The organism is Bacillus sp. DU-106 (genome assembly GCF_004799705.1).
Lineage (GTDB): Bacteria > Bacillota > Bacilli > Bacillales > Bacillaceae_G > Bacillus_A > Bacillus_A cereus.
The window spans coordinates 3,323,834-3,343,128 of sequence record NZ_CP026607.1 but is presented as its reverse complement, the minus strand read 5'-3'; the positions used below and the strand labels follow the sequence as shown (position 1 = coordinate 3,343,128).

Here is a 19,295-nt window from a genome sequence, read left to right as displayed (position 1 = left end):
TGTAATAATATACATGCCGGAATCATATTGAATAGATGTATTTTATTGTTAATTTAGTTAAAAATTAATCAGACTTATGTATAATAATTTATTGAAAAAATAATTGAATTTTTCAGATTAATGAATTAATATAAGGTAAGTAATTTTAAGATTTATAGAATATTGGAAGATGAAAGGTTTTGAGAATTTTATTAGGAGCGCAAAACGATTTTAGGATAGCTTTAAAGCTAGTGTAAAATGACGTTTGCTTCATCATTTTCAGGGCCGAAAGGAATTAGGGGAAAGCATCTTGTGTTAAAATGCGGCTATGAATCATCTAAGAGGGGGAAGTGAAGTGGCAAACAAAGAATTGAAAAGAGGTTTAGAAGCACGTCATATTCAAATGATTGCTTTAGGCGGAACGATTGGTGTTGGTTTGTTTATGGGGTCAGCCAGCACAATTAAATGGACAGGTCCGTCAGTAATGCTTGCTTATGCCATTGCAGGTATTTTTATCTTCTTCATCATGCGTGCCATGGGAGAAATGTTGTATATGGAGCCAAGTACAGGCTCATTTGCGACGTTCGGTCATAAGTATATTCACCCGTTAGCTGGTTATATGACAGCGTGGAGTAACTGGTTCCAGTGGGTTATCGTTGGGATGTCAGAAATTATCGCGGTTGGAGCATATATGCAATATTGGTTCCCGGATTTACCAGCTTGGATACCAGGTATAATCGCAATGGTTATTCTTGGTGCAGCTAACTTAATTTCAGTTAAGTCATTTGGTGAATTTGAATTTTGGTTTGCGATGATTAAAATCGTTACGATTCTATTAATGATTATTGCGGGATTTGGCCTTATTTTCTTTGGAATTGGTAACGGCGGAGAAGCGATTGGCATATCTAATCTTTGGTCAAATGGCGGTTTCTTTACAGGTGGTTTTTCAGGATTCTTCTTTGCATTATCACTTGTAGTTGGAGCGTATCAAGGTGTGGAATTAATCGGTATTACTGCTGGTGAAGCGAAGGATCCAAAGAAGACACTTACAAGAGCGATTCAAAGTACAATTTGGCGTATTTTAATTTTCTACATCGGTGCTATTTTCGTTATTGTAACTGTGTATCCGTGGGATCAATTAAGTACAATTGGTAGCCCGTTCGTAGCGACTTTTGCGAAAGTTGGTATTACGGCAGCAGCTGGACTTATTAACTTTGTTGTTATTACAGCAGCAATGTCTGGTTGTAATAGTGGTATTTATAGTGCTGGTCGTATGCTTTATACGTTAGGTGTAAATGGACAAGCACCGAAATATTTTACGAAACTTTCTGGAAATGGTGTACCTTTATTTGGTACAGTTGGCGTAATTATCGGTCTGGCGGTTGGTGTTGTTTTAAGTTACATCGCACCGAAAAACTTATTCGTATATGTATATAGTGCGAGTGTACTTCCTGGTATGGTACCATGGTTTGTCATTTTAATTAGTCAAATTAATTTTAGAAAAGAAAAGGGAGCAGAGATGAAAGATCATCCATTCAAAATGCCATTTGCTCCTGTAACAAACTATTTAACGATTGCCTTTTTAATTATGGTATTAATCGGAATGTGGTTTAACGATGATACTCGTATTTCATTAGTTGTAGGTATTATTTTCTTAGCTATCGTTACAATTAGTTTCTATGCTTTCGGAATAGGAAAGCGAGCTCCGTTAGACGTTCAAAATAATAAAGAGATTTCAAGTAAATAAAGAAAAGGCTGTTCATCTGGAACAGCCTTTTCTTATTGTTGCTATTTGTCGATAAATCGATATAGCTTGACGAATCGTTGATATAATTTGATTTGTGATAGATATATTTGAAAAATCGTTGATATATTGTACGTTATGATAGATATATTCGAAAAATCGTTAATATAATTTTACATACTATCTGTCACTATCATGATTAAAATTTCTCTAATACGATTTTTCCAATGGTGTGCCCGCTTTCAAGTAGTGCATGTGCTTTCTTTAAGTTTTCAGCGTTAATCGGTGTTAATGTTTCTTTTTTATGTAAGCTGTACTGATAGTCTAGAAGGAGTTTATTTCTAAAAAGAAGAATTTTTTACTGTATTACTTTATCCAAAACTAAATGTAAAGGTGGATACATAATGACAGTAAAGAAGCTTTATTTCATCCCAGCAGGTCGTTGTATGTTAGATCATTCTTCTGTTAATAGTACACTCGCGCCGGGGAATTTATTGAACTTACCTGTATGGTGTTATCTTTTGGAGACAGAAGAGGGGCCTATTTTAGTAGATACAGGTATGCCAGAAAGTGCAGTTAATAATGAAGGGCTTTTTAACGGTACATTTGTTGAAGGACAGATTTTACCGAAAATGACTGAAGAAGATAGAATCGTGAATATATTAAAGCGTGTAGGGTATGAGCCGGACGACCTTTTATATATTATTAGTTCTCACTTACATTTTGATCATGCAGGAGGAAACGGTGCTTTTACAAATACACCGATTATTGTGCAGCGAGCGGAATATGAGGCAGCACTTCATAGAGAAGAATATATGAAAGAATGTATATTACCGCATTTGAACTACAAAATTATTGAAGGGGATTATAAAGTGGTACCAGGTGTTCAATTATTGTATACGCCAGGTCATTCTCCAGGCCATCAGTCGTTATTCATTGAGACGGAGCAATCCGGTTCAGTTTTATTAACAATTGATGCATCGTACACGAAAGAGAATTTTGAAGATGAAGTGCCGTTCGCAGGATTTGATCCAGAATTAGCTTTATCTTCAATCAAACGTTTAAAAGGAGTTGTGGCGAAAGAGAAACCAATTGTTTTCTTTGGTCATGATATAGAGCAGGAAAAGGGTTGTAGAGTGTTCCCTGAGTATATATAGTGCAAAAAGTCATGAGTTCGCGTGCTCATGACTTTTTCGTTTAAATAATTTTTTTAAATAAATTATAAACTTTTTTTGAACTATCTTCGTTTAACTGATAGTACGTAAGTTTTACATCATCAGGAGTATCTTGCTGAGCAATCATCACTTCGCTACTGTGATGATCAACTACCCATATGAAATATTTTTTATAAGTTCCATCCTCGAAAGTAATCCACATATCACAATCTATTAAGTCTGATCCTTCTTCATCTAATGTTAATTTACCTTTTTTTGCGGTATTCATACTGTTAATAAACGTTTTTAATTCATCTGTTTTTGTGAGAAAGATATCCTGTTTTGTTTTAATTGATTCGACATGTATATCTTTTATTTCCTGTTTTCCTAAAAAAACAGGGGGCTCATTTGGATCTCGCGAGCTTGAAATAATAGTAGCTTTCTTTTTCGGTTTATTTGCAGTATAGAGATCTTGAATAGATTTTCCCGAGTTTATAAACCATGCAATTCCAGAAATAATTAATACGCTACCTAGCAATAAAATAATTTTTTTAATAGGATTTTCTCCTCTCTATTACTTCGTGTGAAGAGCTTTTCTATTAATATATGATAGGTAAGCGTAAAGTATTATAGTTGAACTTGGTTATGCTTCACAGTTTTTATCGGGCGATCTATGAGTAAATTGTAAGTGAGCCCAATTAATACGAAAATGCCACCGATAACTTTACCAATTGAGAGTTCATTTGTCAGGAAGAAATCAATAATAGTCCCCGCAAATAATTGTCCGATAAAGATGAGTAATGTTAAATAAAAGGCTGATATTTTAGGAGTAATATAGTTGGATAATGAAATAACGATAACTCCTACTAATCCGCCTAAGTATACGGCGATAGGAATAGATTGCAACTTATGAATAGGGATATACAATGAATCTGAACTGAAAATTAAAAATAACATAGAGAAAAATAATCCAGTAATATAATTGAAAAACGTGCCTTCCCAGTTTCCAATTTCCTTTGCTAAATTCGCGTTAATAATTCTAGCAACAACGATAGAAACACCAGCTAAAATAGCGATCGTAATATATAACATATTTTTGCCCCCATTAATATATTGTCATGATAATAATCCCAGAAGAGATGAATGCTAATCCAACTAGTTTTTTCTTTTCAAACTTTGCAACTTTCATTCCTAATAAGCCAAAATGATCGATAATGATGGAAGCAATGGATTGGCCGAGTAAACTTAATGCGATCGTAATAGAAGCACCAAGGACGGAAAAAGTTATATTGTTAAAAAGAACAGTGAATACTCCAATCGCTCCAGCGCTATATAAAAAAAGTGGAATACTTTTATCGAAACGAATTTTATTTTTGTTTATGATTAAAATGAAGATAACTGCAATTAAACCGACAAGGTGAATGACCACGCTTGCTGTGTACTTGCCAATTAACTCAGATAAAATTCCATTCAATGGAAGCATAACGGCGATGAGCACACCAATAAAGACAGAAAGAAAGTTATACAATGCAATATCCCCTTTATATTTCATATTTGTAATGACTGTATCATGCTGAAATTGTGTATTACTATGACATATGTCATAGTGGAAGAAGAAAATTTTGATTACAATGGGGATGAGTTGTAAAGGTGGGGAACTATGAAGAAAGTATGTAATTCTATTAAATTAGCAGAGTATATAAAGCAAAATAATATTGATTCATTTTTTAGTCATGATATGAAGCCATATATGGAACTTATATTTTTTAAAAAGAATGAGTTTATTTGTAGAGAAAATGAAGAGATAGATTATTTATATTTCTTTGTTGAAGGAAAAGCGAAAGCGTTTAACACATTAAGTAACGGAAAATCCGTATTACTGTGTTTTTATGATAGTTTGCAGTTACTTGGAGATGTGGAGTTAATTCATTCCCAAAGGATTACTTCAAATGTACAAGTAATGGCAGATTCATATTGTGTTGGTTTACCATTAGGAAAAGTGAGAAATCAGCTATTTCATGATGCGAAATTTTTAAGATGTATTTGTGGATCGTTAGCACATAAGTTAAATCGACTTTCAAAAAATAGTACAATTAATTTATTGTATCCGCTTGAAAATAGACTTGCGAGTTACATGTTAGCAGCAGGGGAACGAGCAGTACAGCACGGAAATAGAATTGTATTTAGTGGGAATTTAACGGAAATAGCGGAATTGTTAGGAACGAGCTATCGGCATTTGTTGCGAACATTAAATGTTTTTTGTGATAAAGAGATAATAAAGAAGAACGATGGATGCTATGAAGTAGTAAACGTGGATGTTTTGGGAGAATTGGCAGCAGATGTTTATAAATAGGAGGAGAGTATAAATGATAACACCTATATTTAGAATTTTTGATATTGAAAAAGCAAAACTATTTTACTTAGGTTTTTTAGGATTTAAACTGGATTGGGAACATCGGTATGAGGAAAATATGCCATTATATTTGCAAATTTCGTTACAGGATGCTGTGATACATTTATCAGAACATCATGGTGATGCCTCACCAGGTGGTGCGATTCGGATCAAAATAGATGATGTAAAGGATTATCATTCTGTAGTATTAAGTAAAGAATATGCTTATTCGAAGCCGAATATAGAAAAAACACCTTGGGGTACAATTGAATTAACTGTAATTGATCCGTTTTCAAATAGAATTACACTATACGAGGAAAAATTGTAGAAATGGAATGAAGAGTAGTTCATAGAGCAGTGAACTGCTCTTTTTTATTTTGAGTAGATATTGAATCATATAAAAAGAAAATGTTATGATTATGGAAACGTATGAATATATGAACAAATATTCATGTGTTTAAGAAGAGGAGGGATTAGAATGAAAGATCTAATTATTATTGGGGCAGGTCAAGCTGGATTAACAATGGGATATTACTTGAAGCAGGAAGGGTATAATTTTTTATTACTTGAGGCAGGAAAGCGAGTTGGTGATTCATGGAGAAATCGATATGATTCTTTGCAGCTTTTTACCCCAAGGTCTTACAGTAGCTTGCCGGGTATGGCGTTAATAGGTGAAAAAAATGAATTTCCATATAAAGATGAAATTGCAACTTATTTAGAAGAATATGCAAGACATTTTCAATTACCGGTACAATTACAAACGGAAGTTCTAAAAATAAAGAAAGAAAAAGAAATATTTGAATTACGCACTCCTACAGAAATTTTACAAACGAAAAAAGTTATTATCGCATCAGGTGCTTTTCAGCAACCGTTTATTCCCTCAGTTTCAGCAAATCTATCATCACATATTTTTCAAATACATTCATCACAATATAAATCACCATCACAAATTCCTAAGGGAAAAGTACTAGTAGTAGGTGGTGGGAATTCAGGAATGCAAATTGCAGTAGAACTGGCAAAGACTCATGAAGTTACGGTGTCTATTAGTCATCCTTTAACGTTTTTACCGTTACAACTTTTTGGAAAAAGTATTTTTAATCTGCTAGAAAAAGTGGGTTTATTGTACGCTGAAATAAATACAAAGAGGGGAAGATGGTTTCAGAAGAGAAAGGACCCTATTTTCGGTTTTGAAGGTAAGAAACTTATTCGTAATGGAGCAATCAAACTGCAAGAAAAAGTAGTAAGTGCATCAGGAAATAACATTATGTTTCAGAATGGTGATACTTATAGTGCAGAAAGCATTATATGGTCAACTGGTTTTGTTCAAAATTATAATTGGATTGAAATTGAACAGGCAGTGAATGAGAAAGGATTTCCTAATCATATAAAGGGAATCAGTCCAGTAAAAGGATTGTATTATATCGGTTTACCATGGCAATCTCAAAGGGGTTCCGCACTTATTTGTGGTGTAGGAAAGGATGCAGAGTATGTACTTTCTGAAATCAAAAAAATAGATCAGTAGCAATAACTACTGATCATCCATATGTACATGAATTAGGAGAGGTCAAACATTTATTAACTTTATTATAATAGATTTTCATAGGATTAAAAACTGAAAATTCAAATTTAATGTTGAGAAAGTTTTTTGTATCGAAATATATGAAAAAATAGGGATTTTTATTAAAACAGAAAAAGATATTTCTATTTTAGTAAATTATGATATAGTCTAAATAAGTGTGTTTTTCCATAAATGTAATTATTTTCATTGTAATTTTGTTTATATGAGGGAAGGAGAAGTAATTATGAAGTTTGATGATCAACGCTTACTAGGAGTCCGATTAGGTTCTGTACTTGTGACAGAGGAAAATCAATATTTAGTAATTAAGAAAAAAGATCATTATGCACTGTTAAATATACATAATTTAGAATGCACTCATGTTGAAGTGCAGTTAGAACATTTGGAAGAAATGTTGCGGGAAGATTTCCAAGAAAGTATAACGGAGATTATCGCACCAGAACATATAAAAATTGTTGCGAAAAATGTTATATAGATAAAGAAGCTGGAAGGAACAGCTTCTTTATTTTCATTATAAGGATAACGTTTTTACAACCTCACCAATGAAGTGTTTTCTTTTTTTGTTAGTTTGAAGTGAACTTTTGAAAAAATTTGTCTCGGTACATGTACATAACCCATGAGATTGTTATTAAAGAAATGATGATTTGTTTGTTTTTAATTGGTGCATTGAAAACAAGCCAACCAACTATATCAAATAACAAATGTAGCACGATTGAAAGAACTACAAATTGAAGTAACGTATTTAAAAATCTTTTCATAAAGTGTCCCCCTAAAATAATAGGTTTTATTAACAGTTTGATATAGTGATATTATACATTAAATGTGTATTGTGGTAAAATTTACATAAGTTAGTGAAATAAAGTAAATGAAAGTTAGTAAGGGGGGAACATTCATGGAATTCTGGATGGTTATACTGATAGTAGCTGTTGGTTTCATTTATATCGCTGAAAAATTAACTACAATTGAAAAGAAAAATGATGCGCGTTTAAAGAGAATTGAAGATAGATTACAATTAATTACGAAAGAAATGGGAATTATAGAAAGAGAACCTGAAATTAATAAAGAACTACGCCAGCTTGTAGAAGAAGGCAAAAAAATTACAGCAGTTAAGAGAGTAAGAGAAGCTTTTAGTTTTTCCTTACTAGAAGCGAAGCAATATGTTGATAAATTATAAAAAAGATCATCCATTTGGGTGATCTTTTTTACTGCACCATGCGTGTATTTACATAAGCCGCGATTATAAAGTGTCCAATTAGAGTGATAGGAATAACGATTGTGACATTAGGCGTAGTGAAGACACTACCGATTGTCGCAATGACACCAGCAATTAAATTATAAAGACCTACTATTTTTGATAGTTTCACTTTATCAGGCACGCGGCGTTCGTTGAATCCTGATAAGAGCCAAGTGTACTGCTTTACTCCGATGAAATAAGCTAGTGCAAATGAAATGATTGCTACTATAAATAATGTTGGTGAAGCGAAGAGAGTCATTGCAAACACCTCCGTTAATGGGCTATAAATAAATTATAGTCCGAATGTTATAATTTAACAAAATATAAATTTGGTTTTAAGTGTAATAGAAAAATAGAGTATTGGTAGTTTCAGAAGTATGTATCAAATTTCAGTAAAGAAAAAGGATTTCAAGATACAACAATTGAAGAGCGTACGATATATACGATGGCGGAATTAGGTGAATTGGCGGAAGTCATATTAAAGCGTGATACAATACAAGATGCGAAAAGAGAAATCGGTTTAGAAATGTTTGATGTAATTTGGAATGTATGTGATTTAGCAAATAAATTAAATATTGATTTAGAGAAGGCGTTTAAAGAAAAAATGAAAATTAATAAAAAGCGTGAATGGTAAGTAGAATTTTAATTTGTAAAGATGGGTGATATGAATGAAAAAGAAGCTTTTTATAGGGGGAATCTTTACTTTAATTAGTGTAATAAGTGTTGTCGTTTACTTAGTTTTTCAAGGCATATTCATTCCGAATCAAATAAGTGCTGATAAGTATGAAATAAAAGGTGTAGATGTCGCATCGTATCAAGGGGATATAGATTGGAGAGAGTTGGAAAAGCAAAATATGAAGTTTGCGTTTATAAAGGCGACTGAAGGAAGTTCGTTTGTGGATGAGTACTTTTCGAAAAATTGGAGGAATGCGAATAAGACAGATATGCGCATCGGAGCGTATCATTTTTTTAGTTTCGATAGTAAGGGTGAAACACAAGCAGAGCAATTTATACGAACTGTTCCAAAATATAAACAAGCACTGCCACCCGTGATTGATGTTGAGTTTTACGCTAACAAAAAAGATAATCCGCCTAAGCGTGAAGATGTTACGAAAGAGTTGGCGGTCATGATTGAAATGCTAGAAAAACATTACGATAAGAAAGTAATATTGTATGCAACGCAAGAGGCGTATGATTTATATATAAAGGATGCGTATCCAAAATGTAATATATGGATTCGTAGTGTTCTTACAAAACCGAGTTTATCTGATGAGAGAAAATGGACGTTTTGGCAATACACGAACCGCGGGAGATTAAGCGGTTATAATGGAAAAGAAAAGTATATTGATTTGAATGTATTTTATGGGAATGAGGAAGAGTTTGAGAATTATGGAATGAAAGATTAAGTTTTAAAGCGTACAAAATTTTGTATGCTTTTTTGTTAATTACATAAAAGTATGCAAATGAAGATGGAACAAACATTTGAGATAAATTGTCTAATATAGGTAATAACTATTTAGCTTGAAAGAAAGGGTTGATAACATGAAAAAGAATACGTTGTTAAAAGTAGGATTATGTGTAGGTTTACTAGGAACAATTCAATTTGTTAGCACAATTTCTTCTGTACAAGCATCACAAAAGGTAGAGAAAACAGTAATAAAAAATGAGACGGGAACCATTTCAATATCTCAGTTAAACAAGAATGTATGGGTTCATACGGAGTTAGGTTATTTTAATGGAGAAGCAGTTCCTTCGAACGGTCTAGTTCTTAATACTACTAAAGGACTAGTGCTTGTTGATTCTTCTTGGGATAACAAATTAACGAAGGAACTAATGGAAATGGTAGAAAAGAAATTTCAGAAGCGCATAACGGATGTCATTATTACACATGCGCACGCTGATCGAATTGGCGGAATAAAAACGTTGAAAGAAAGAGGAATTAAAGCGCATAGTACAGCATTAACCGCAGAACTAGCAAAGAACAGTGGATATGAAGAGCCGCTTGGAGATTTACAAATAATTACGAGTTTGAAGTTTGGCAATACAAAAGTAGAAACGTTCTATCCAGGGAAAGGACATACAGAAGATAATATTGTTGTTTGGTTGCCACAATATCAAATTTTAGCTGGAGGCTGTTTAGTAAAATCTGCGGAAGCTAAAGATTTAGGAAATGTTGCGGATGCGTATGTAAATGAATGGTCTACATCGATTGAGAATGTGCTGAAGCGATATGGAAATATAAATTCGGTAGTACCTGGTCATGGAGAAGTAGGAGACAAGGGATTACTTTTACATACATTGGATTTATTAAAATAAGAAATTGTAGAAATACAAAAGAAAGGAGAAATAATTTTCTCCTTTCTTTCTTTCTTCTAACTATATTTAAATGCTGAATCTGTCGATTACGTCAGCATATATTACTGAGATTTTAATTCCAAGTATACAAATACTAGTACTGTCATAATTGCAATAACAACGTAAGTAGCATCAAGCATTATAAGTGTTTTTAAAGTTTCAGTCATCGTAATTCACCCCTGTTATAAAAATATAACATGATCTTTTTATTGATTAGATTAGAGATCATAAAGATAAAATGTATATGAAATTTCTTAAGTAGCTTCTATATAAATATATCATATAAATAATGTAAGTAATGTTAAGATAGTGTAAATGTATTGTAAATAAAGAGGTTTACAATGAAGGCTTTAATAAAAAAAATGATAGTTCCTTAAAATGACAAATACGCTCTTCTTTCTATTGAATGATAGAAAGAAGAGCGTATTTGTATGTCTATTTTCATATGTAATGAATTGCAACTATTTGTACATGGGACTCAAAATTTTTTTCGTTTTATATATTTCTCCAAATTAATTAGCTATTTAAAAGTATCGAAAGATGTGTGCACACTAATGCTTATTTTTTAGTGTCAATAAAAATATTATGTCAACAATATGAACTGTCACAAATCTTTATATATTATTGTGATTGATATCACATCACTTTTTTTCAATGGGTATTATGCTTAAGGTGTAATGAATGATTGGGAGAGGGTGGGATGATATGTTTTGTTATCAATGTGAACAAACGCCAACAGGCGGATGTAAAGTAATGGGTGTTTGTGGGAAGAATGAAACGATTGCGAGTCTACAAGATACGATTGTGTTTGGGCTAAAAGGAATTGCAGCTTATCGCACACATGCTGCTCAGCTAGGGTATACGGATGGATTTGTAGATGCTACAACACAAGAAGCTTTATATATGACATTAACAAATTCTAATTTTAACGAACAAGAGCATATTGATATGGCTATGAAAGTGGGGAAATCAGCTTTACGGGTGATGGAATTATTAGATGAGGCACATACGAATCATTTTGGTGTGCCAGAACCTGTACAAATTACACAAAATCGTGTAGAAGGTAAAGCAATTGTAGTTACGGGCCATAATTTATTTGCATTAGAAGAACTATTAAAGCAAACAGAAGGAAAAGACATTAATATTTATACGCATTCTGAAATGCTACCAGCACACGGATACCCGCAACTGAAAAAATATAAACATTTAAAAGGAAACATCGGTAAGGCATGGTATGATCAAAGACGCCTTTTTGAAAAATTTACTGGTGCCATATTAGCTACAACGAACTGTGTTATGCCAATTAAAGGATCATACTCTGATCGATTCTTTTCATATGACATTGCAGGTTTAGAGGGTGTACAAAAAATTGAAAATGATGATTTTACACCATTGATTCAAAAAGCACTAGAACTTTCAGAAGTACATATGGAGTCGGATGAACAGTTAGTAACAGGGTTTCATCATAATACAGTATTATCATTAGCTCCGGAAATTATTAATGCAGTAAAAGAGGGGAAGATAAAGCGTTTCTTTGTTATTGCCGGTTGTGATGCACCGGGAAAAGGTGGAGAATATTATCGTGAATTAGCAACGTCACTTCCGCCAGAAACAGTTATTTTAACAACTTCTTGCGGGAAATTCCGCTTTAATGATGTGGATTACGGTGTTGTACCTGGTACCGAGATTCCGCGCTACATCGACTTAGGACAATGTAATAATTCCATTTCTACAGTGAAAATAGCAGCTACATTAGCTGATGCTTTCCAATGTGAAGTGAATGAATTGCCAGTAAGTATTGTGCTATCATGGTTTGAACAAAAAGCGGTTGCCATTTTACTCGGGCTATTTAGTCTTGGAATTCAAGATATTCGCATCGGTCCAAAGGCTCCTGAATTTATTTCACCTGGCGTGCTTGATGTATTACAAGAAACATTTGGTTTAAAACTAATTACAAATGCAGCAGAAGACATGGCTATGATGTTATCGTAACGGAAAAGATGTTTTCACTTAATTGTGGCTTTATAAATCATTTGTATGTGTGTGAGTAAACGCACATACAAATGATTATTAATAAAGAAAATCGCTATATCTATAAAATTTATAGAGCTTTTAAAGTATAACACCACATGCCCATCACCTTAAGATTTTAAGTATCCCCAAAACGAAATTTCTACATGAATATCTATAATTTTACCTCTTTTTCATTTGATTTGAAAATCAGCTTTCTATTTTAAAAAAACAACGATACCACCTCAAATTATAGGAATAAAATCCATTCATTTATTAGGAAAATGGATTGAAAATAATAAGGTAGACTAAAAAGTAAAATATTATTTATGATAATCATTCTTTTATAAAATTTAAATTGGAAATAGCCCTACTCATTTTGATTGCGCATTTTCAAAATGGAGGGGCTTTTTTTACTGTAAAATCAATAACTGCATCTTATTTTTGTTGAAAAAATTCTCATTCTTATTTTGAAAGTGATATGGGTACATTTACATGCACATCAATCTTTTATTATGAAGTGGATCTTGAATATATTGTTTTTTATTGACAGACATAAAAATGATTTATTTGCTGTATTGATAATTTATAGACGTTATAATAAAATGTTTATGTATATGTAAACTTAATTTATTTTCGTTTGGTTTTATTGTAAGGTTAGGCAGTGTTGATAACAATAAAATAATGAATATATCACCTGTAAAAAGAATGAAACCAATACGGAGAAGATGATTTCGTTAAAAATTCGAAAAATAAGCGTTATTAGCTCTTGAAGAAAAATGACTAGAAAAATTACAAGCATATGGAAAATAGGGTTATACAAAAAGTCCTAAAGGGGGACGGAATTATGGAGAAAAGAAAGTATTCAGTAACACCACAAGATCGAATGAATTATGTATTAGGTCTTTATTCTGCAGATCAACAAATTAATGCAGTTCTTTATTTTCCTGTAGGTATATCCAAGGAAATACTTGAAGAATCAGTAAGGATAACGTTGCAATTGCAACCAGTTTTGAACAGCCGGTTTGTAGAAAATGATATTCCTTACTGGGAGGAACATTCATCTGACACTAACTCATCTATTTGCTTTTTTGCAGAAGGAAATAATCAAGAACTTGAAATAATGGCAATAGATTTTATTAAGGAACCTGGTGATCGTATTCAGGGGCCTATGGTTCAAACGAAATTATTACGGGGCACTACAATAGATATGTTAGTTGTGAAATTGTCTCATCTATGTTCAGATGGTGCAGGAGTCAAGGAATATATATAATTGCTTGGAACAATATATACTCACCTTTCATTGGGACGGTCTAAGAAGCAAATTATAAAGGAATTTGATGAGGGAAATGAGAGTTGTCGAGATCAATCACATGTATTCAAATACGCTGGAATATCGGACATAAAAAGTGCGTATCGACCTAACCAAGAACAACAGGCATCGTTATGGTCTTTTCCATCTCAATCTAACAAAAATAAATTTCCCCAAATGTCCGTACGGCGATTGAGCCATAAGCAAACTCTACGTTTAACCCAATGGACAAAAGCACAACAGGTTACCTTGAATGATGTAATCATGACTGCTTACTTCCGAGTTTTATCACATTTCACTGTGTATGCAGAACCTCGTACTGCAGAAAAAATGATTGGTTTGACAATTGATTTACGTCGATATCTGCCTAATAATACAACTGGTGCTATTTGCAACTTATCCGGTATGGAAATGCCAGTGATTAAAATGGAAGACGATGAAACATTTAAGCAGACTCTTGTTCGAGTTAAACAATCAATGGATAAAATAAAGTCTCAAAATCCAGGTCTTTCTTCAGCAGCAGGAATGGAGTTACTGGCAGAAATGAAGCTATCTACAGTGAAGGAAATGTATAATCAGCAATATGAACAGGCTGTACAGATGGGGATGGCGTTGCCATTACTGACAAATTTGGGAGTGATTGCTGAGGAACCTATTCAGTTTGGTCAAATTCAAGCTGAGGACGGGTATATGGCATCACCTATTATGTATGCACCATTCTTTTCAATGGGAGCAAGCTCTTATAATGGAAGGCTTACATTTACGATCGGTTATCATGCGCCGGATACATCAAAAGAAAAGGTAGAAAAATTTTTAGATAGTGTTGCTAATCAACTATCAGAAATAAAATAAAAGAGAATATAGAGAACAGATTTCTAACAGAATTGTATTTTAGGGGCTCGTATCATGTACGGATAATCTCTGGAAATTTTCTCTGACCGCACTTGCCTTTATGCTTTATATGCAATGGGAATGGTAGTGAGAAACAATTTGTATCGTGAAAAAACAAGATATATCGGTATAAAAACAATAAAACAGAGCTGATTTAAATTACACTTTGAATCAGTTCTGTTTTGCTAGTGTGATGGTCCTTACAATAAAAAAAGTAGGCTGTATCCGGTTAGGGTAAAGCGGATTTTTAATTTTTTTGAAAATAAAGTTGACATCCATAACTACTTAGTCATACAATATAGATGTAATAAGTGATACTGAATAGTTCAGATTCACAAAAACGGTTCAGTAAAAAATTCGCCTTAGTACTCTGTAATACTGAATATAAGTCAGACAGAATAGGGGGTAAAGGAGGATCAGAACATGGAAAATTTAACTGAAATGTTGAAAGGTTCACTGGAAGGGTGTGTGCTGGAAATCATTAGCCGCCGTGAAACGTATGGTTATGAGATTACTCGCCACCTGAATGATCTTGGGTTTACCGAAGTCGTGGAAGGAACGGTCTATACCATCCTCGTACGATTAGAGAAGAAAAAGCTTGTGAATATTGAAAAGAAACCATCAGATATGGGGCCGCCTCGTAAGTTTTATTCATTAAATGAAGCTGGCCGTCAGGAGCTTGAATTATTTTGGAGAAAATGGGATTTTGTATCGTCAAAAATTAACGTCTTGAAGTCAAACTAGCCTCATAATATAAAATGTTTCGGCCGATATTTTGAGAATTTCTTGTTCGGTTTTATAAAAAAGGAGGAAAATAAGATGTTAGAAATGTTCAAAAAGTTAATTGGTGATAAAAAAGAGTACAAAATGATGATGGCACGAGTTGAGGCTCTGCCAGAGGACTACCAATTTGTATTTAAGAAAATTCAAAACTACATGTGGAATTTTTCAGCGGGTAACGGGATGGATATGTTACACATACAGTATGAATTAATCGATTTGTTCGAAGCGGGTGCAGCGGAAGGAAGACAAGTGCTTGACATTACTGGGGATGACGTGGCTTCCTTTGCTGACGAACTAGTGGCAAATGCTAAAACTTACGTCTCCAAGTATCGTGAAGATTTGAATGAAAGTATTATGAAGAAATTGAGAAAAAAATAAATGGAATAAGTAGTACCGACTGATTAGCTGGTTACACATATGAATTGCCATCATAGCTATTCAGTTATATTTTTAATTCGGTACTAAGTAATACAGAATATCAGTGATACTAAATAGATAGAGGTAAATAAATAGTCTTCGCAAAACATTTTTATAGGGAGGAAAAAAGTATGAGTCATGCAGTGATTTCTGTAAAAGGCTTGAAAAAATCCTTTAAAGACAAGGAAGTTTTAAAAGGGGTAGATTTTGAGGTGCAGCGTGGAGAAATTTTCGCGCTGCTAGGCTCAAATGGAGCGGGAAAGACGACAACGGTCAACATCCTTTCGACACTAATGAAGCAAGATAGCGGTGAAGTAAGTATTTGTGGATTTGATGTACAGAGTCAACCAGATCATGTTCGTCAAAGTATCAGTTTGACAGGGCAGTTCGCAGCTTTAGACGGTATGCTGACTGGGAGGGAAAACTTGATAATGATCGCCAAATTACGTGGTGTTTCCAATCCCGCTCAAGTTGCTGACAATCTACTTGCAAGATTTAGCCTGACTGATGCGGCAAACCAAAGGGCAGATCAGTATTCAGGCGGGATGAAGCGCCGGCTTGATATCGCGATGAGTTTGATTGGGGCGCCAGCAGTTATTTTTCTTGACGAACCAACGACTGGACTTGATCCTGAAGCGCGAATCGAAGTGTGGGATACAGTCAAGGAACTTGCTGGTAGCGGTACAACTATTTTGCTTACGACTCAGTACTTGGAGGAAGCAGAACAACTGGCAGACCGTATCGCTATTTTGCATGGCGGAAAAATTATTACGACAGGTACTCTTGCTGAACTAAAAGAGATGTTCCCGCCAGCAAAAGTGGAGTATATCGAGAAGCAACCGACATTGGAAGAAATATTCCTTTCGATCATTGGCAAAAAGGAGGAGATGTAAATGAAAAGTAAAACAGGTGTATTACTAGGTCGTTTAATGCGTAACATTATGCGCAGTCCGGATACAATTATTACAGTAGCGATTACACCGATTATGATGATGCTATTATTTGTCTACGTGTTTGGCGGCGCAATAAAAACTGGAACGGAAAACTACGTTAATTATTTATTGCCGGGAATTTTGCTAATGGCTATCGCATCCGGTGTAGCTTACACTTCCGTGCGACTCTTTACGGATGTAAAGAGTGGGCTGATGGCACGTTTCATTACGATGCCTATTAAGCGCTCATCCATATTGTGGGCTCACGTTTTAACCTCTCTAGTTGCTAATATACTTACTATCGTGGTGGTTATTCTTGTTGCACTCTTAATGGGTTTCCGTTCCAGTGCTAATATTCTAGATTGGCTCGCGGTAGCTGGGATACTTGGGATGTTTACGCTGGCGCTAACATGGCTAGCTATCATTCCAGGATTGAAAGCGAGGTCTATGGAAGGGGCGACTGCTTACTCGTACCCGCTAGTTTTTCTTCCATTTATTAGTTCGGCCTTTGTGCCTACCGAAACGATGCCAAAAATTGTTCGTGCATTTGCAGAGAATCAGCCTGTAACTTCAATCGTGAATGCGATTCGTGCTCTTTTATATGAAGGAACTGTTGGAAACGATATTTGGATTGCGCTCGCTTGGTGCGTAGGTATAATGATTATTTCTTACTTTTTCGCCAGTAAAGCATTTAAACGTCAGTTAGGGTAAGAAACGAGATAAACGAAACCTTCGGGAATAATATATATTTAGAAAAGCACGGGAGATTTTCCGTGCTTTTATTATTTATCATGCTCTCATTGTAGTAAATGAAATGGTATTTAAAAATAGAATAATTGTCCATAAAGCTTAATATTTGAGGCTCACTGCTTATGGAATGTATAAGCGCACTCGTTTTTGTAAATCTGCTAATACTTCATCGGGAATTTCTTTGATTTTTATATCCTTCCCTAGAAAAAGCAGCCAATTTATTATTTCCGTCATTTCATCGGGATTGTTAACATTGATAAAAGTTTGTAAAATGGCTGTGGATTGGTAAGGATTAGTATAAGATATTGAAATTTTTAAAGGATGGTATTTTTTGAACTGGGCAATTGCTGTCGGACCAAGTTCAAATACAAGGTTAATTGCTTCGTCCTTCTTACTTAGTTTTTCTAAAATCTTTTTCTTATTTAGCCTTTTGTTCGTCGTGTATGGTTCGATATTAATGAGATCATCGACAGGAAACATCATCTTCTTTTCTTTTTTTAAGTCAAACCCTTCAATGATCCAATGGCTTTTTTCTTGATAAAGGTGCAATAGATAAATTGGATAAGACTTGATTTCTTCATCTTCTTTCATAGTAATCAATAAATGGTTATCCAAAAGAAGGATTTGAATGAGTTTTTCTAACATAGGATGGGGGAGATCAGAAAGCTCAAGTAGATCGGGATTATGAGGGTTAGTCCCTTGGAAAAGCAAGAGTGGATTTAAAAGAACGAGATCATCTTGCTGGGTTTCTGAGATGAGTCCTAGTAGTTTTTCGGCTAAAGATTGACGACTCTTTAGGTAGGGAAGTTGTTGATTCCTCGTAGCCATAAAGGCAATAAAAAGAGCTTTCACTTCATTATCAGTAAAGCGAACAACGGGCAGGATAGAGTTGTGCATAACAAAATATCCCCCGGTCCTCCCAACTTCAGCGACAAGTGGCATTCCCATAGCTTCAATTTCTCTAATGTCTCTAATAGCTGTCGACCGTGATATGTTAAATTCTTGTATAATTTCAGAAATTGTAAAGTGAGAGCGGTTGTTGATATACCGCATAATTGTATTAATCCGTTCAACTTTTTTCATTTTAGTCTCCTAAACAGTATCATTTTTTGACATGGTTTAAAGGTATTATAAACGTATCAGATGAAAAGATAAATCGTTTGATTAATAAAAAAAGAGGCAGGTTTTGAATATGAAAAATTATTCTATAGAAGAAAAAGATAGCTTTATTGTGTTAGGTATTGGAACTGAAATTAAGAGTGAATACACAGACTTTGCTGGAATAAATAAAGAAAAGGACGACTTTTGGTCGGCTGTTAAAGAAGATGGAAGGCTGGACACTTTAAAAGCTTTAGCGACAAATGAATATATTTTTTCTGTGAGCGAAGCGGTGAATAACAAAATGATGTATTATGCGGGTGTCATGACAGAAGCACAAATAGAAGAAGAATCTAGAGTGATTCAGTTTCCGAGGGGAGAATACTTAGTAGTAAAAGGGGAAGACAAAACAGCTGAAGAGTTAAGTAATAAGTTGACTGGCATCGCCTTCGGTCAAGCTTTACCAGATGCAAATGAGTTTGCTTATGTTGGTGGACCAAATACGACGGTTGAGATGGGGAAAAGAAACGGCTTAGTGTTTGGTGAAATGTGGATTCCAGTTGTAAGGAAGTAAAGTGATAAAAGATACGAATATGGGAAGTAGAGGCTAACAATCTTGGATTGTTGGCCTTTTTAACATGAATATAATATTCATGTGCTGCTACACA

21 protein-coding genes and 2 pseudogenes are annotated in these 19,295 nt (G+C 34.1%); 17 read left to right on the top strand and 6 right to left on the bottom strand.

The window, feature by feature from the left end; all coding sequences use genetic code 11:
- The first annotated feature begins 334 nt into the window (after nt 1–334).
- Both C3Y97_RS17065 and aiiA read left to right on the top strand, forming a co-directional pair.
- Nucleotides 335–1,726, top strand: coding sequence for an amino acid permease (locus tag C3Y97_RS17065; RefSeq protein ID WP_001284404.1), 1,392 nt, complete (start codon nt 335–337; stop codon nt 1,724–1,726).
- Between the two features lie 401 nt (nt 1,727–2,127).
- The gene (gene aiiA, locus C3Y97_RS17060; protein WP_065211778.1) at nt 2,128–2,880 is read left to right on the top strand and encodes a quorum-quenching N-acyl homoserine lactonase AiiA; all 753 of its coding nucleotides are present in this window, start codon (nt 2,128–2,130) and stop codon (nt 2,878–2,880) included.
- 40 nt (nt 2,881–2,920) lie between these two features.
- On the opposite strand, the gene C3Y97_RS17055 is transcribed toward aiiA, so the two are convergent.
- From C3Y97_RS17055 to C3Y97_RS17045, 3 genes are all read right to left on the bottom strand, one after another.
- The gene (locus C3Y97_RS17055) at nt 2,921–3,415 is read right to left on the bottom strand and encodes a hypothetical protein (protein WP_000901700.1); all 495 of its coding nucleotides are present in this window, start codon (nt 3,413–3,415) and stop codon (nt 2,921–2,923) included.
- A gap of 89 nt (nt 3,416–3,504) precedes the next feature.
- Nucleotides 3,505–3,969, bottom strand: a complete 465-nt coding sequence (locus tag C3Y97_RS17050; protein ID WP_000965811.1) for a DMT family transporter — start codon at nt 3,967–3,969, stop codon at nt 3,505–3,507.
- Between the two features lie 13 nt (nt 3,970–3,982).
- Nucleotides 3,983–4,429, bottom strand: a complete 447-nt coding sequence (locus C3Y97_RS17045; protein WP_136363546.1) for a DMT family transporter — start codon at nt 4,427–4,429, stop codon at nt 3,983–3,985.
- Between the two features lie 108 nt (nt 4,430–4,537).
- Between C3Y97_RS17045 and yeiL the strand changes: the two genes are divergently transcribed.
- From yeiL to C3Y97_RS17025, 4 genes are all read left to right on the top strand, one after another.
- Nucleotides 4,538–5,230: a transcriptional regulator YeiL gene (yeiL, locus tag C3Y97_RS17040; protein ID WP_136363545.1), complete on the top strand. Its 693-nt coding sequence runs from the start codon at nt 4,538–4,540 to the stop codon at nt 5,228–5,230.
- 13 nt (nt 5,231–5,243) lie between these two features.
- Nucleotides 5,244–5,597, top strand: a complete 354-nt coding sequence (locus tag C3Y97_RS17035; protein ID WP_000632406.1) for a glyoxalase superfamily protein — start codon at nt 5,244–5,246, stop codon at nt 5,595–5,597.
- Between the two features lie 150 nt (nt 5,598–5,747).
- Nucleotides 5,748–6,791 carry a flavin-containing monooxygenase gene (locus C3Y97_RS17030; RefSeq protein WP_136363544.1) on the top strand — a complete coding sequence of 348 codons (1,044 nt, stop codon included), beginning with the start codon at nt 5,748–5,750 and terminating at the stop codon, nt 6,789–6,791.
- Between the two features lie 280 nt (nt 6,792–7,071).
- Nucleotides 7,072–7,320 (top strand): hypothetical protein, encoded by a 249-nt coding sequence (locus tag C3Y97_RS17025; protein ID WP_000666948.1) that lies wholly within the window; start codon nt 7,072–7,074, stop codon nt 7,318–7,320.
- Nucleotides 7,321–7,408: 88 nt separating this feature from the next.
- Here the strand turns inward: C3Y97_RS17025 and C3Y97_RS17020 are convergent, their stop codons facing one another.
- On the bottom strand, nt 7,409–7,603 hold the full coding sequence (locus C3Y97_RS17020; protein ID WP_000819660.1) for a hypothetical protein: 195 nt from the start codon (nt 7,601–7,603) through the stop codon (nt 7,409–7,411).
- 134 nt (nt 7,604–7,737) lie between these two features.
- On the opposite strand from C3Y97_RS17020, the gene C3Y97_RS17015 reads away from it, so the two are divergent.
- Entirely contained in the window at nt 7,738–8,019 is a 282-nt protein-coding gene (locus C3Y97_RS17015) for a hypothetical protein (RefSeq protein WP_000397725.1), read from the top strand.
- A 28-nt stretch (nt 8,020–8,047) separates the two neighbouring features.
- On the opposite strand, the gene C3Y97_RS17010 is transcribed toward C3Y97_RS17015, so the two are convergent.
- Nucleotides 8,048–8,338: a DUF3784 domain-containing protein gene (locus tag C3Y97_RS17010; RefSeq protein WP_000171773.1), complete on the bottom strand. Its 291-nt coding sequence runs from the start codon at nt 8,336–8,338 to the stop codon at nt 8,048–8,050.
- A 108-nt stretch (nt 8,339–8,446) separates the two neighbouring features.
- Between C3Y97_RS17010 and C3Y97_RS17005 the strand changes: the two are divergent.
- The 9 genes and pseudogenes from C3Y97_RS17005 to C3Y97_RS16965 form a co-directional block, all read left to right on the top strand.
- Nucleotides 8,447–8,713, top strand: a pseudogene (locus tag C3Y97_RS17005) (MazG nucleotide pyrophosphohydrolase domain-containing protein); the annotation flags it as partial.
- A gap of 34 nt (nt 8,714–8,747) precedes the next feature.
- The gene (locus C3Y97_RS17000) at nt 8,748–9,485 is read left to right on the top strand and encodes a glycoside hydrolase family 25 protein (RefSeq protein WP_000727665.1); all 738 of its coding nucleotides are present in this window, start codon (nt 8,748–8,750) and stop codon (nt 9,483–9,485) included.
- Nucleotides 9,486–9,621: 136 nt separating this feature from the next.
- On the top strand, nt 9,622–10,395 hold the full coding sequence (gene bla2, locus C3Y97_RS16995; RefSeq protein ID WP_000742478.1) for a BcII family subclass B1 metallo-beta-lactamase: 774 nt from the start codon (nt 9,622–9,624) through the stop codon (nt 10,393–10,395).
- Nucleotides 10,396–11,139: 744 nt separating this feature from the next.
- The gene (gene hcp, locus C3Y97_RS16990) at nt 11,140–12,426 is read left to right on the top strand and encodes a hydroxylamine reductase (protein ID WP_121868261.1); all 1,287 of its coding nucleotides are present in this window, start codon (nt 11,140–11,142) and stop codon (nt 12,424–12,426) included.
- 865 nt (nt 12,427–13,291) lie between these two features.
- A pseudogene (locus C3Y97_RS16985) lies at nt 13,292–14,608 on the top strand (condensation domain-containing protein).
- 462 nt (nt 14,609–15,070) lie between these two features.
- Entirely contained in the window at nt 15,071–15,391 is a 321-nt protein-coding gene (locus tag C3Y97_RS16980) for a PadR family transcriptional regulator (protein ID WP_000429484.1), read from the top strand.
- Between the two features lie 75 nt (nt 15,392–15,466).
- A complete protein-coding gene (locus C3Y97_RS16975) occupies nt 15,467–15,808 on the top strand; it encodes a DUF1048 domain-containing protein (RefSeq protein ID WP_000891986.1) in 342 nt (113 codons plus the stop codon).
- A gap of 170 nt (nt 15,809–15,978) precedes the next feature.
- Nucleotides 15,979–16,740 (top strand): ABC transporter ATP-binding protein, encoded by a 762-nt coding sequence (locus C3Y97_RS16970; RefSeq protein ID WP_000017567.1) that lies wholly within the window; start codon nt 15,979–15,981, stop codon nt 16,738–16,740.
- On the top strand, nt 16,741–17,490 hold the full coding sequence (locus C3Y97_RS16965; protein ID WP_136363543.1) for an ABC transporter permease: 750 nt from the start codon (nt 16,741–16,743) through the stop codon (nt 17,488–17,490).
- Between the two features lie 159 nt (nt 17,491–17,649).
- Here the strand turns inward: C3Y97_RS16965 and C3Y97_RS16960 are convergent, their stop codons facing one another.
- Nucleotides 17,650–18,612, bottom strand: a complete 963-nt coding sequence (locus C3Y97_RS16960) for a helix-turn-helix transcriptional regulator (RefSeq protein ID WP_136363542.1) — start codon at nt 18,610–18,612, stop codon at nt 17,650–17,652.
- A 109-nt stretch (nt 18,613–18,721) separates the two neighbouring features.
- Here C3Y97_RS16960 and C3Y97_RS16955 point away from each other — a divergent pair, with 109 nt between their 5' ends.
- A complete protein-coding gene (locus C3Y97_RS16955) occupies nt 18,722–19,201 on the top strand; it encodes a GyrI-like domain-containing protein (protein WP_002026664.1) in 480 nt (159 codons plus the stop codon).
- The last annotated feature ends 94 nt before the right edge of the window (nt 19,202–19,295 follow it).